Below are 12,637 nucleotides of genomic sequence, written 5' to 3'. Positions count from 1 at the left end.
CATGTTCAGTCGTATACTGACCAGCGCGTTGTTCGCTGGTGCTGCAGCGGGGCTGATAGCCGCCTTGCTGCAGTTGGTCTTTGTGCAACCCGTTTTGCTGCACGCTGAACTGTACGAATCTGGTGAGCTGGTGCATTTCGGAGCCGAGGCCGTTTCAGCGCATCCGGAATTGCCGGGCATGTTCTCCGAACTGACCCGTGACGCGCTCAGCGTTATCTTCACCATGCTGACTTATACCGGTTACGCGCTGATGATGGTTGCCCTGATGTCGGTGGCTGAAGGCAATGGCCACAAGATTGATGGCCGTACCGGCGTTCTGTGGGGTCTGGCGGGCTTTGTCGCTTTCCACCTTGCACCAGGGTTTACCCTGGCGCCCGAAGTGCCCGGTGTGGCAGCAGCTGACGTTTACGCACGTCAGGTCTGGTGGTTTGCGACAGTTGGCGCAGCGATCGTAGCGATGTGGTTGATCGCCTTTGGCAGCAACCTGATCAGCTATGTCGTCGCGGCCGCCCTATTGCTGGCACCGCACCTGATCGGCGCGCCTGAACCCGATGTGTTCACTGGCCCTGTCCCGACCGAGATTGGCGCCCTGTTCGCAGCCCGTGCCTTTGGCATCGGTCTGGTGGCCTGGGTTCTGGTTGGCGCTTTCGCCGGTTATTTCTGGCAAAGCGAAGGCAAGCGCATCGACGCGACGGCCTGATCGTTTCATCCGTTGCGCGCCGGGTTCCGCCCGGCGCGTTTCTTTTTACCTGTTAGGAAAGAAAATGGCTCGCTCACTTGCCCTATTTGCAATCGGTCTGGTGTTCGGCGGTGGCGCAGGATTCGTGCTGGCCGCAGCCAACGGCGTCACGTTTGACGGCCACGACCACGGCGACCCCGCACATCACGGCGGTGCTCATGCCGAGGCGATGGCACATGACCACTCAACTGCCGTGAACCTGCCCGCAGGCCCGGACGCGCCCGGACTGGAAATTGCGCTGACCCAAGATCCGATGGCCGGGTGGAATCTGCACGTCCTGCCGCAAAACTTCCGGTTCTCACCGGAAAACGCTTCTGCCGCCGACAAGGAGGGCGAAGGTCACGCGCATGTCTATGTAAATGGCGAGAAACTAGCCCGTCTCTATGGCAACTGGATGCACATCCCTGATTTGCCTAAGGGTGAGGTCAAGGTCTCGGTCTCACTGAACGCCAACAGCCACAGCCCGCTGACAGTCGACGATGTTCCGGTCAGTGCTGCAATCACCGTTCAGGTCGATTAAAGCGCCGGTATACGCGCACGCAAACACATCCGAAGCCGCCCGCAAGGACGGGCGTCTTCGATCCAACCAGCGGGGCTATCCAGATAGGTTTTACAGGTTGCGGCGATGTCCTCGGCATCCGCAACGACATTGATCCCTGAAAACACATACGAAGCCCGGCCAACAGATTGCAGCGCCAGCGCGGTCGGTTCGGTGCAGCCGCTGAAACAGGCGTGATCCGAGACCTCAACACGATCTTCCAATCCGGCACGAGACAGAGCTGCGCCCACGGCCTGGTGCTCGGCCGCGCGGTCGCGCTGGCCTGAACAACTGCTGCAGATCAAAAGGTGTATCCGGTCCACACGCGGCCTCATCCTGTATCGTCCGCATGTTTCTGAGGGTTTATGGCCGTTTCCGCAATCCTGAATGCAAAAGGATTGTAGGTGCGCCCATCGGGGATTTCTGTCATCACTTGGTCAGTCACACAAAACGAGGCCCCGACATGCGCGCAATATTGGCTTTGCTCTGCCTTCTGGCCCTGCCCGTCCTAGCGGATGAACCGTTATCAGGATGGGCAGTGTATCCCACCGACAAAAGCTATGGCGAATTGGTTGCAGACACCAAGGCCGCGGTGAAGGAAAACGGGTTGATCGTGGTCACCCAGGCCGGACCTACCAAAGCAGCCGCCGCGCGCGGGATCACCATTCCCGGCAACTTAGTTATCGGTGCCTTCAACAACGACTACGCCGTGCGCGTTCTGGAAACTTCGGTCCCTGCGATGATCGAGGCCCCGATACGCTTTTACGTGACGGAAAACGACGACGGGACTGCTACCCTTTCCTACAAAACGCCCAGCTTTGTTTTTGCTCCTTATGTCGACGAGGGAGGAGAACCCCTGCGCCAGATCGCCGCCGAACTTGACACAAAGTTTCAGGCAGTGGCGGAATCTGCAGTCAAATAGTCACACTGACGTGAACCAGCTTGCGCCTGGGCGCGTCCTCCGCAATCTCCTGTGCAACAAATATTTCGGAGCATAACTGATGCAGGACCTTTCCCCGCGCGCGGCTGACCTATTGGCTCAACGACTTTATGAGGCCGGGTGCCGTCATGCCTTCGGGATGCCGGGCGGCGAAGTTCTGACGCTGGTGGATGCGCTGGAACAGGCCGGGATCACCTTTCATCTGACCAAACACGAAAACGCCGCCGGTTTCATGGCCGAGGCTGTGCATCACCGCGACGGTGCGCCTGCCATTCTGGTGGCGACGCTTGGCCCGGGTGCGATGAACGGGATCAACGTGGTCGCCAACGCGCTACAAGACCGGGTGCCGATGATCGTGCTGACCGGTTGCGTCGATGCAGATGAGGCACTGACGTACACGCATCAGGTGATGGATCATGCGCAGGTCTATCGTTCAATCACCAAGGGCACGTTCACCCTGACAGCACAAGGGGCGGACATCATCGCAGACAAGGCCGTGTCGCTGGCCAACCAACCACGCCCCGGCCCGGTGCATATCGACGTACCGATCTCGATTGCGGATACGCGCGTTTCGGGTGTCAAACGCCGTCGCCTCACCAAACCCGCCGCCGTCGCGCCCGAGGGGAATTGCGTGGAAAAGGCCCGCCGCTGGGTGGCCGAGGCTGAGCGGCCCATCGCCATCGTGGGTCTGGACGTTGTGTATGACGACTCGCGCAATGTGGTGCAGGCGTTTCTGGAACATTTCAGCATCCCCTTTGTCACCACTTACAAAGCCAAGGGCGTAGTCCCCGAGGATCACCCGCTGTGCCTTGGCGGCGCAGGGCTATCGCCGCTGGCCGACAAACATCTGGTGCCGTTGGTCGAGCAATCCGATCTGGTTTTGTGTCTGGGCTACGACCCGATCGAAATGCGCCCGGGTTGGCGCGAGATTTGGGACCCCGAGGAAAAGCGTGTCATAGACATCTCGGCGGTGGTGAATGACCACTACATGCACCAGGCCGGTTTGAATCTGGTGGCTCACACGGGTGCAACGCTGGAAGCGATTGCCAAGGGCAACCCCGCCCGGGCAAATTGGCCCGGAGGCGAACCTGAAAAGGTCAAGGCCGCTTTGGCTCAAGCTTTCCCTGCTGATGACGAATGGGGCCCTGCAGCAGTGATCGCAGAAACCCGCGCCGCCTTGCCCGCCGAAACGCTGGCGACCGCCGACAGCGGCGCGCATCGCATCCTGCTAAGCCAGATGTGGAATTGCCACGAAGAGCGCGGGCTGATCCAATCCTCGGCGCTCTGTACCATGGGCTGCGCGGTGCCGATGGCGATTGGCCTGAAACTGGCCGCGCCGGACCGCCCGGTCATAAGCTTTTCAGGTGATGCCGGGTTCCTGATGGTTGCCGGAGAATTGTCAACCGCCGCTGAGATGGGTGGCAATCCGATCTTTCTGGTTTTCGTCGACGCCAGCCTTGCGCTGATCGAGTTGAAACAACGTCAGCGTCAGATGGGCAACAAAGGTGTCGATTTCGACCGCCACGACTTTGCAGCTATGGGACAAGCCTTTGGTGGCTATGGACATACCGTCCGCAACCGCGCAGAACTGCGGTCGGCGCTGGAACAAGCGGTCAAAGCCGACCGCTTCACCGTCATCGCCGCAGAAATCGAGCGTGGAGGATATGATGGCCGCATCTGAGGGACCGCTGAAAGGTGTCAAAGTACTGGACCTTTCGCGCATTCTGGCCGGACCAACCTGTACTCAGTTGCTGGGCGATTTGGGGGCGACCGTCATCAAGATTGAAAACCCGGCCACCGGGGGCGATGACACGCGACAATGGGGCCCTCCTTACGTTGAAGATTCCGCAGGAAACCGCTCGGACCTGAGCGCCTATTTCATGTCGACCAACCGGAACAAGAAATCTGTTGCCATCGACATCGCCACTGCTGAGGGGCAAGCCGAAATCAAGCGGTTGGCTTCCCACGCCGATATCCTGATCGAGAATTTCAAACCCGGCGGATTAGCAAAATACGGGCTGGACTATGCCTCGTTGGCGCAAGAGTTGCCGGGCCTCGTCTACTGCTCGATCTCGGGGTACGGCCAGACTGGACCGAATTCCTCGAAACCGGGTTATGACCTGATGGCGCAAGGGTATGGCGGGATCATGTCGCTGACCGGAGATCCAAGCGGCGCCCCGATGAAAGTGGGCGTAGGTATTGCCGACGTCATGTGCGGGATGTACGCAACCGTCGGCATTCTGGCCGCCCTGCGTCACCGCGACCAGACAGGCGAGGGTCAGCAGATTGATCTGGCATTGGTGGATGCGCAGGTGGCGTGGCTGATCAATGAGGGCGTGAACTATTTAACCTCGGGCCAAGTGCCTCAGCGGCGCGGCAATGGCCACCCGAATATCGTACCCTATGACGTCTATGAAACCGCCGATGGTCACGTGATTCTAGCAGTTGGCAATGATGGCCAGTTCCGCCGTTTTTGTGACTTTATAGAGCATCCTGAACTGGCCGATGACCCGCGCTTTGCCACAAACCCTGCGCGGCTCGAAAACCGGGACGCACTGAATACCGTGCTTCGTCCGGCGGTTCAGGCCTATGACACGGTGACTGTAATCACCGAGCTGGAAACTCGTAAGGTGCCTGTCGGTCCGGTGCAGACCATGGATCAGGTCTTTGCTACCGATCAGGTCGCCGCGCGGCAGATGCAGATCGCCATGCAGGCCGGCCCGGGCGAGGTACAATTGATCGGAAACCCGCTGAAATTGTCGCGCACACCGGTCACCTATCGTACTGCCCCGCCAGAGTTCGGCGCCGACACTCAGGCTGTACTGAACGCCAAGAACCCCTTTGAAGATTGAAACACAATGCCTAATTCGGCGGCATGTTGCTGAAACATGCCGTTGAATCGGCGGTTATTTTCACGTTTTACACACACAGCTTTTCACCAATTCGAGAGCAAGGGCGATACTGATACGAAGCGGCCATAGTCTCTGATAAATCGAATAGTATAAAAATTCTCACTTGGATCGGACCATACGCATGAAACAAGACGTTTTCGGACAGATGAACACCCTCAGCCAGACGACAAGTGTTGAGGCGTGGAACGGTGTTCTGCTTGGCTTCATGGCGCATTCGGCCAGCACACCGCAACATCTGGGCAAGGTGCTGGAGCTTGAACCCGACTTTGCTCTTGGTCACGCCATCAAAGGCCTGTTCATGGTCCTGCTGGGCCGACGCGAGATGACTGCGGTGGCGGTAGAGGCCCTGTCCGCAGCTAATGCAGCAATGGAACGGCAACCAGTCTCGGCACGTGAAAAGCTATATGTACACGCGCTGGAATTGTATCTGGCCGACCTGCCCTCACAAGCGGTGCAAAAGTTCGAAGAAATTCTGCGCAAGCACCCCGAAGATACACTGGCGATGAAGCTCAGCCATGCAACGCGGTTTGTTCTGGGTGATTCCGCCGGGATGCGCCGGTCAATCGAACGCGTGATGCCCGCCTACGCGCCCGACCACGCCGGGCGCGGGTATCTGCTGGGCTGCCACTCATTCGCGCTGGAGGAAACCGGCGCCTATGAAAAAGCCGAGATTGCCGGACGTCAGGCTCTTTGGATGGTTTCCGACGATGCATGGGGCCTGCATGCTGTGGCCCACGTGCATGAAATGACGGGCAATGCGCAGTTGGGCCTGGACTGGCTTGCCGGGCGCGAGGATGCCTGGACCCACTGTAACAATTTCCGCTATCACGTCTGGTGGCACAAGGCGCTGATGCATCTGGACCTGGGTCAGGTCGATCAGGTGATGGAGTTGTATGACAACTACATCCGTCAGGACAAAACTGACGATTACCGCGACATTTCAAACGCCACGTCGCTGCTGTCGCGGTTGGAGCTGGAAGGCATCGATGTAGGCAACCGCTGGGAAGAACTGGCTGATCTCAGCGCCGCCCGGACCGAGGATGGCTGCCTGATTTTCGCCGATCTACACTATCTACTGGCGCTGACCGGTGATAACCGCACCGCCGCAACCAGTAAGATGTTGCAGCGTATTCAGAAGGATGCGCAACGCAATCAAGGTGACACACCGATCCGCATGTCCGACCCGGGTGTCGCCGCAGCCAAGGGACTTGAGGCCTTTGGCGAAGGGCTTTACGGTGCGGCATTCGATTTTCTGTCGACTGCCCGCAATAGTATGCAATTGGCAGGTGGCAGCCACGCCCAACGTGATGTATTCGAGCGCATCACGATTGACTCTGGCCTGCGCGCTGGCCGTCTGGATGCAGTCGAGCGCATCTTGGACGACCGCCGTGCCAAACGTGCCGGGGGCGAGGACAATTACGCTCTGGCGCGCCGCGTATTAATCGACGCGGCCCGCAATAACGGAGACGCACAAAGCGTTCCGGCTGAATAACAAAATAAAAAGACCACAGAAGGACAGAATACGTATGGCGACTGCATCGCCCGCTTCTGATTTTGCGCCGGTGGCGGCCTCGACGGCCGCCCCTGCCCGTGTGCGCGATCCGCGCTTGGATTTCTATCGCGGTATCGCGATGTTTATCATTCTGATCGCGCACATTCCGAATGACCCTTGGGCCAAATGGATTCCCGCTCGGTTTGGATTTTCGGACGCCACCGAGATTTTCGTGTTCTGCTCGGGCATGGCCTCGGCCATTGCCTTCGGTGGTGCCTTTCTGCGCAAAGGCTGGTGGCTGGGCACCGCCCGCGTCGCGTTTCGCATCTGGCAAGTTTACTGGGCGCATATCGGGCTGTTCTTCTTTGTAGCCATGACCATGGCCGCACTGGATCAGAGCGGGCTATTCGAGAAGACCTATATCTCGTCCCTGAATCTGCAGCATTTTTTCAACGATCCTGCGCCGCAGATCGTGGGGCTGTTCACCCTGACTTATGTGCCTAACTACTTTGACATCTTGCCGATGTATCTGGTGGTTCTGGCGATGATGCCGCTGGTCATGGGGTTGTCTCGGATCGGGTTTTGGGCGGTTGCCTTGGCCTCGGTCACGCTGTGGCTGGTGGCGCAGACCGATGTTCTGGACCTTCCGGCCGAGCCTTGGTCTGACCGCCAGTGGTTCTTCAACCCCTTTGGCTGGCAGTTGCTGTTTTTCACCGGCTTTGCCTTCATGCGCGGCTGGATCCCCGCGCCGCCGGTGTCCAAGGCCCTGATCTGGGCAGCTGCCCTGTTCCTGATCTTCTCGATGCCCTTTGGCTCGTGGAAAGTATTTAGCTGGATCAATGCTGCGGCCCCCGATCTGGCCGAAGAAATCCGTAAGGTCTGGCCCATTACGAAAGAATTCCGCGACAAGACCGACTTCGGCCTGTTCCGTTACCTGCACTTCCTGTCGCTGGCCTATCTGGGTTGGGTTGTCGCCGGTGAGCACGGCCATCGCCTGATCGCAACCGGTCACGGCACGGCGGCCAAAATCTGGCAATTCCTGCTGACCGTAATCACCAAGGTTGGACAACAATCGCTGGCGGTATTCGTATTTTCCATGGCAGCAGCACGGCTTATCGGCGTCGGACTGGACCTGAGTGGGCGGGATGTTGCCAGTGTGTTCATCGCTAACATGATTGGCTTTGCGATGATCATCGGCGTGGCATACATGGCCGCTTGGTTTAAGTCACAACCTTGGAAGGCAAAGAAATGAATTTTACACGTCGCGCATTTTTGGCCTCGACCTCTGCGCTTGCCTTCGCGCCGGCCACATTTGCCACCGGCGGGGAAACCCCGTTTGACCGCAACGACGTGATCGCATTGGCCCGGGATCTGGCCAGCCGCCCCTATGCCGAACGCGAGATGGTACCGCAGGAATGGCAGGATCTGACCTATCAGCAATACCGCTCGATCCGGTTCCGTCTTGACCGCGCGCTATGGTATGAAACCGAGACGCCCTTCAACGTCGATTTCTTTACCCCCGGCCTGTACTTCCCGCGCACTGTTAAGGTGGCAACGGTCGAAAACGGTTTCTCTACTCCGGTCGCGTTTGATCTGAGCATGTTCGACAAATCCGAGGATGTGCCAGAACTGCCGATCGACGATACGCTGGGCTTTTCCGGCCTGCGCCTGCGCACCGAGATGCACCGCCCGGGCAAGACCGACGAATTCTGCGTCTGGCAGGGTGCCAGTTATTTTCGCGCCATAGGCCTGCACGAGGTTTACGGCCTGTCCGCCCGCGGTCTGGCGCTGAAAACGGGCGATCCGGATGGTGAGGAGTTCCCTGAATTCATCCGTTTCTGGCTAGAACGCCCCAAACCCGGCCAGCGTGACATGGTGGTCCATGCCCTGATGGACAGTCCCAGCGTTACCGGTGCCTATCGGTTCAATGTCACCGCAGGCGCGGATTGTGTGATGGACATCGAAGCCACACTATTCCCGCGCGAAGAACTGACCCATGTGGGCATCGCGCCCGGCACCTCAATGTTCCTATTCGATCAGACCAACCACAGCCGATTTGACGACTTCCGCCCTGCTGTTCATGACAGCGACGGCCTGCTGATCCGTAACGGTGCCGGAGAAGTTCTATGGCGGCCTCTGGCCAACCCGACCCGGCTGCAGATATCGTCGTTCGTCGACATGAATCCGCGTGGCTTTGGCCTGATGCAGCGGAAACGCGAATTCTCGGACTATGCAGACCTTGAGGCGAATTATCACAAACGCCCCGGACTGTGGGTCGAGCCCAACGGCGACTGGGGCAAAGGCACGGTCACGCTGGTCGAGATTCCCGCGGATCAGGAAATCTATGACAACATTGTCGCCTACTGGCGTCCGGCTGAGCCCTATGCAGCCGGCAGTCAGGTTGACCTGTCTTATCGCCTGATCTGGGGCGACGAGCCGCAGCGCACGCCGATGCCGCGCGTGATCAGCACGGCGATGGGCGACAACACCTTTGGCGAAGGCCGTCTGGCCGTCATCGACTTTGAAGCCTCTGATCTTTTCGACGACCCAGAGGCGATGACCATATTTGTCGACTCTCCCCATGCCGAAACCTCCGACGGCGTGCTGCAGCGCAATCCTGATACTGGCGGTCTGCGGCTGGCGTTCTCTTTCCAACCGGGCGAGCGCAATCACGTGGAACTGCGCGCGCAGTTGCTGAAGGACAAGCAGCCAGCCTCTGAGGTTTGGCTATACCGATGGACTGCATGACCCAGGATCTGCATATCATGCCGCCCGAGGCACCTCTGGCTATGCCCGCACAGGATTTCCGTGCGGATTTTCGGGATGCACAAGTGCCGCATGGCAAGCGCCCCTCAGCCGGATTTTGGCGCGCCCTGGCGTTTTCACCCGCGATGGCGGCCACGCTGGGCTTGCTGTGGGTGATGACTGACTGGTTCGGGGCCGAAGGTATCAACCTGATCGAAGCCATCCTGCTGGCGCTGATCTCGTTCAACTTCTTCTGGATTTCCTTCACGGTTTGCACCGTGCTGTTGGGCATGGTGTCCCTGTCACGGCAGGAACAGCCGAAACGCGAAGGTCGACCGCAGCCTCTGCGCGTTGCGCTGCTCATGCCGGTCTATAACGAGGTGCCTTGGAACGTGCTAGGCAATGCCCGTACGATGCTTGAAGACTTGCAAGCACGAAGCGGTCGGCACCACTATGCCATGTTCATCCTGTCCGACACCCGCGACCCAGAGATCGCAGCACAGGAACAGGCGAGCATCGAGGCGCTGCGCACGACCCTCGCCCCCGGTCTGGAATTGTATTACCGCCGCCGCGAGGAAAACACCGACCGCAAAGTGGGTAATATCGCCGACTGGGTCAGCCGCTGGGGCGCAGATTGGGATGCGATGCTGGTGATGGATGCCGACAGTCTGATGACGGGCCGTGCCATCCTGCGCCTGACGGATGCGCTGGCACGCGATCCCGGTGCGGGCCTGATCCAAAGCTATCCGCAACTGATCGGCGCACAGTCGGTCTTTGCCCGGATGCAGCAGTTTGCCAACGGCGTCTACGGCATCGCCTTTGCCGAAGGTCTGGCGCGCTGGTGCGGGCAGGAAGGCAATTATTGGGGTCACAACGCTATCATCAGAACAAAGGCTTTTGCCTCAAGCGCGGGCCTTCCGAAACTGCGGGCTCTCAATGGTCAGGAAAAACTGATCATGAGCCACGATTTCGTCGAGGCTGGATTGCTGCGCCGCGCTGGCTGGGCTGTACGGTTCTTGCCACGCATCCGTGGTTCGTACGAGGAAACCCCACCCACATTGATTGATCACGCATTGCGGGATCGCCGTTGGTGTCAGGGAAATCTGCAGCACCTCAAACTGCTAGGCTCGACGGGTTTCCGTGCTGTGTCGCGCTTTCATATGTTCCACGGTGCGGTGGGCTATCTGATGTCGCCACTGTGGTTTGCGCTGTTGGTGATGTGGGCGCTGATCGGTCAAGGTGAAGACGCCTCGGTCCTTCATTATTTCAGCCCCGACAACCCGCTGTTCCCGCAATGGCCCGAGATGACGGAAACCCGTCACGTGCTGATCATTCTGGTAATGTACGCGATGTTGCTTGCACCCAAAGTGCTGGGTGTTCTGGCCCTACCCCTCAGCGGAGTACGCTACTCGGACTTCGGCGGCGGGTCAAAATTTCTGACGTCCTTTTTGGCCGAGGTTATCCTGTCGATCCTCTATGCTCCGATCTTGATGGTGCAACAGATGATTGCGGTTTTCCGCACCGCTCTGGGCCTTCAAAAGGGCTGGTCCCCGCAAGCACGCGATGGCGGAACCTATGGCCTGAAGACACTGATCCTGTGCCACACGCTGGAAACCATCAGCGGCCTCGCACTGAGTGTTGGCATCCTTTACGGCCTCGTGTCGATCTGGCTGGCTCCGATCGCCGTTAGTCTTGCCCTGGCAATTCCGCTGTCCGCACTGAGCGGTGTATCGGCTGGCGCCGCCCGCCGCATGGTAGGGATGAAGGAGGATTTTCACGAACCCGCCATCACCCGCTCGGCCCGCCGTCATCGGGATGAGCTGAAGCGCGTGATCGAAGGTAAAGGCGTTATGACACCTGCCGAGTGATCATCCGCCCGGCAGGCCTTCGTACCAGTCCACCATCATGTCCGCCCACCCTTTGGGCACATTGTGCCCGCCGGGAAACAGCGCGAATTCCAACGCGCTGCCCTCCGCGCATCCGGCCCAATACCGCCGCATGAACGAGCCGGTGGTTGAAAACCCGCTGGGCTTTGTGTCTGCGCATTCGTTGGCTACACGCCAGATTTCCAACCCGGCAAAGATATCACCCTGATGGAACCGACCTCCGCCCAGAATACGCCCTTCCAGTGGAACAACATTGTCTGTCCAGCCATGAGTGTGGAACATCCGCACCGGGCCATCACAAGTTTCCGGGTGTGGACGCCAGAAACCACCTGACACGGGGACATAGGCCGAGAATGTCTCTGGTGCGGCACAGGCCAGATAGTAGACCATGAACGCACCGGCAGAGAAACCGCCCAGCACCACGCGATCCGCATCTACCCCAAACCGAGCCGAGGCATCCTGCACCGCTTCGGTCAGGAATGCGGGTTCGTCACGCCCCTCCCACCCCGGGAAAAAATTCCAGCTTTTACGGCCATTCCGATCCGACCCCTCAGGGGCCATCACCGCGTAGCCCCGCGCCAGCAACGGCTCGACCATGCTTCGATTCTTTAGCGTGCCTGTTGCCGTACCACCGTACCCATGTAGGAACACCACCAGCGGCGGGTTCTCAGCCTCGGGCAGTTCGATGTGATACCCGCCCATTTCGGTTTCGCATATGTCCTCCTGATCGGCACAAGCGGCAATGCCTGCCTGCCCCAACAGTGCCAGCCCTGTCGCCACGGCAAATGCACGGATCATCCTGCCTCTCCTGTATTGTATTGAACCGGCAACCCGGCGCGCACCCATCCCGGCCCTGCGGCCGAACCCAGCATGCCCTCGGGCACGTCGATGATGTGTGTGAACCCTGCCTCGGTCAACCTGTTGCTCAGCCGCGCCGATCGCACACCACGAGCGCAGATTAACGCCACGGGGGCGCCTCGGTCGCCATTGGTCAATCGCGTCAACGCCTGCTCAAAATCCTCGCGGCGCATGTCCAAAGGCTGCGCTCCGTCGCCGATCCCGGTCGCCCGCCATTCACGCGGAGTGCGAATATCCACCAACATGATATCACCTGACAGCGCCAGTTCATGCGCCTCTGCTACGCTTATTTGACCGCCAGCATAGTCCTGTGGGATCAGTCGGTACTCTCGAATGGCGAACCCGACGGCGATGGCAGCGCCCCCGCCTAACAGAACCCATCTTCGAGTTCGGTTCAACTTGTCCGCCATACAGTCACCTCCTGCGTCGACGGGTCGATTTTATCACAATCGACAAGGCGTCGCTGTGCAGAAATTCGATCCACAGATCAAGTTCGCGTCATTCTTTCTCACCATACGAACTTGTGT

Annotated in this window: 12 protein-coding genes; 9 read left to right on the top strand and 3 right to left on the bottom strand. The window is 59.2% G+C overall.

The genetic code is table 11. The annotated features are described in order from the left end of the window. Position 1 precedes the first annotated feature (1 nt). A complete protein-coding gene (locus ACR0D7_RS15985; protein WP_480679930.1) occupies positions 2-700 on the top strand; it encodes a CbtA family protein in 699 nt (232 codons plus the stop codon). A gap of 64 nt (positions 701-764) precedes the next feature. Then, positions 765-1,259 carry a hypothetical protein gene (locus ACR0D7_RS15980; RefSeq protein WP_480679909.1) on the top strand — a complete coding sequence of 165 codons (495 nt, stop codon included), beginning with the start codon at positions 765-767 and terminating at the stop codon, positions 1,257-1,259. Here the strand turns inward: ACR0D7_RS15980 and ACR0D7_RS15975 are convergent. Continuing rightward, positions 1,256-1,600, bottom strand: a complete 345-nt coding sequence (locus tag ACR0D7_RS15975; protein ID WP_480679908.1) for a DUF1636 family protein — start codon at positions 1,598-1,600, stop codon at positions 1,256-1,258. The genes ACR0D7_RS15980 and ACR0D7_RS15975 overlap by 4 nt on opposite strands. 140 nt (positions 1,601-1,740) lie before the next feature. Between ACR0D7_RS15975 and ACR0D7_RS15970 the strand changes: the two genes are divergently transcribed. The 7 genes from ACR0D7_RS15970 to mdoH all read left to right on the top strand — a co-directional run bounded on the left by ACR0D7_RS15970 (position 1,741) and on the right by mdoH (position 11,234). Next, the gene (locus ACR0D7_RS15970; RefSeq protein WP_480679907.1) at positions 1,741-2,199 is read left to right on the top strand and encodes a DUF302 domain-containing protein; all 459 of its coding nucleotides are present in this window, start codon (positions 1,741-1,743) and stop codon (positions 2,197-2,199) included. 79 nt (positions 2,200-2,278) lie between these two features. Beyond that, positions 2,279-3,898: a thiamine pyrophosphate-binding protein gene (locus tag ACR0D7_RS15965; RefSeq protein WP_480679906.1), complete on the top strand. Its 1,620-nt coding sequence runs from the start codon at positions 2,279-2,281 to the stop codon at positions 3,896-3,898. Then, a complete protein-coding gene (locus ACR0D7_RS15960) occupies positions 3,885-5,069 on the top strand; it encodes a CaiB/BaiF CoA transferase family protein (RefSeq protein ID WP_480679905.1) in 1,185 nt (394 codons plus the stop codon). The genes ACR0D7_RS15965 and ACR0D7_RS15960 overlap by 14 nt, the downstream gene beginning before the upstream one ends. A gap of 181 nt (positions 5,070-5,250) precedes the next feature. After that, a complete protein-coding gene (locus ACR0D7_RS15955) occupies positions 5,251-6,621 on the top strand; it encodes a tetratricopeptide repeat protein (RefSeq protein WP_480679904.1) in 1,371 nt (456 codons plus the stop codon). A gap of 34 nt (positions 6,622-6,655) precedes the next feature. Next, positions 6,656-7,873, top strand: coding sequence for an OpgC family protein (locus ACR0D7_RS15950; protein ID WP_480679903.1), 1,218 nt, complete (start codon positions 6,656-6,658; stop codon positions 7,871-7,873). Further along, the gene (locus tag ACR0D7_RS15945) at positions 7,870-9,369 is read left to right on the top strand and encodes an OpgD/OpgG family glucan biosynthesis protein (RefSeq protein ID WP_480679902.1); all 1,500 of its coding nucleotides are present in this window, start codon (positions 7,870-7,872) and stop codon (positions 9,367-9,369) included. Before ACR0D7_RS15950 ends, ACR0D7_RS15945 begins: the two co-directional genes overlap by 4 nt. Further along, positions 9,366-11,234 (top strand): glucans biosynthesis glucosyltransferase MdoH, encoded by a 1,869-nt coding sequence (mdoH, locus tag ACR0D7_RS15940; RefSeq protein ID WP_480679901.1) that lies wholly within the window; start codon positions 9,366-9,368, stop codon positions 11,232-11,234. Before ACR0D7_RS15945 ends, mdoH begins: the two co-directional genes overlap by 4 nt. On the opposite strand, the gene ACR0D7_RS15935 is transcribed toward mdoH, so the two are convergent. After that, positions 11,235-12,050 (bottom strand): CE1 family esterase, encoded by an 816-nt coding sequence (locus ACR0D7_RS15935; protein ID WP_480679900.1) that lies wholly within the window; start codon positions 12,048-12,050, stop codon positions 11,235-11,237. Then, a complete protein-coding gene (locus tag ACR0D7_RS15930; protein ID WP_480679899.1) occupies positions 12,047-12,520 on the bottom strand; it encodes a rhodanese-like domain-containing protein in 474 nt (157 codons plus the stop codon). The genes ACR0D7_RS15935 and ACR0D7_RS15930 overlap by 4 nt, the downstream gene beginning before the upstream one ends. Positions 12,521-12,637 lie beyond the last annotated feature (117 nt).

The organism is Ruegeria sp. BB7 (assembly GCF_056539365.1).
This window is presented reverse-complemented; position numbering and strand designations above follow the sequence as displayed.

Excerpts from the sequence above, each read along its gene's own strand:
- ACR0D7_RS15985 (WP_480679930.1), top strand. The coding sequence starts at position 2 with ATGTTCAGTCGTATACTGACCAGCGCGTTGTTCGCTGGTGCTGCAGCG.
- ACR0D7_RS15980 (WP_480679909.1), top strand. The coding sequence starts at position 765 with ATGGCTCGCTCACTTGCCCTATTTGCAATCGGTCTGGTGTTCGGCGGT.
- ACR0D7_RS15970 (WP_480679907.1), top strand. The coding sequence starts at position 1,741 with ATGCGCGCAATATTGGCTTTGCTCTGCCTTCTGGCCCTGCCCGTCCTA.
- ACR0D7_RS15965 (WP_480679906.1), top strand. The coding sequence starts at position 2,279 with ATGCAGGACCTTTCCCCGCGCGCGGCTGACCTATTGGCTCAACGACTT.
- ACR0D7_RS15960 (WP_480679905.1), top strand. The coding sequence starts at position 3,885 with ATGGCCGCATCTGAGGGACCGCTGAAAGGTGTCAAAGTACTGGACCTT.
- ACR0D7_RS15955 (WP_480679904.1), top strand. The coding sequence starts at position 5,251 with ATGAAACAAGACGTTTTCGGACAGATGAACACCCTCAGCCAGACGACA.
- ACR0D7_RS15950 (WP_480679903.1), top strand. The coding sequence starts at position 6,656 with ATGGCGACTGCATCGCCCGCTTCTGATTTTGCGCCGGTGGCGGCCTCG.
- ACR0D7_RS15945 (WP_480679902.1), top strand. The coding sequence starts at position 7,870 with ATGAATTTTACACGTCGCGCATTTTTGGCCTCGACCTCTGCGCTTGCC.
- mdoH (WP_480679901.1), top strand. The coding sequence starts at position 9,366 with ATGACCCAGGATCTGCATATCATGCCGCCCGAGGCACCTCTGGCTATG.
- ACR0D7_RS15935 (WP_480679900.1), bottom strand. The coding sequence starts at position 12,050 with ATGATCCGTGCATTTGCCGTGGCGACAGGGCTGGCACTGTTGGGGCAG.
- ACR0D7_RS15930 (WP_480679899.1), bottom strand. The coding sequence starts at position 12,520 with ATGGCGGACAAGTTGAACCGAACTCGAAGATGGGTTCTGTTAGGCGGG.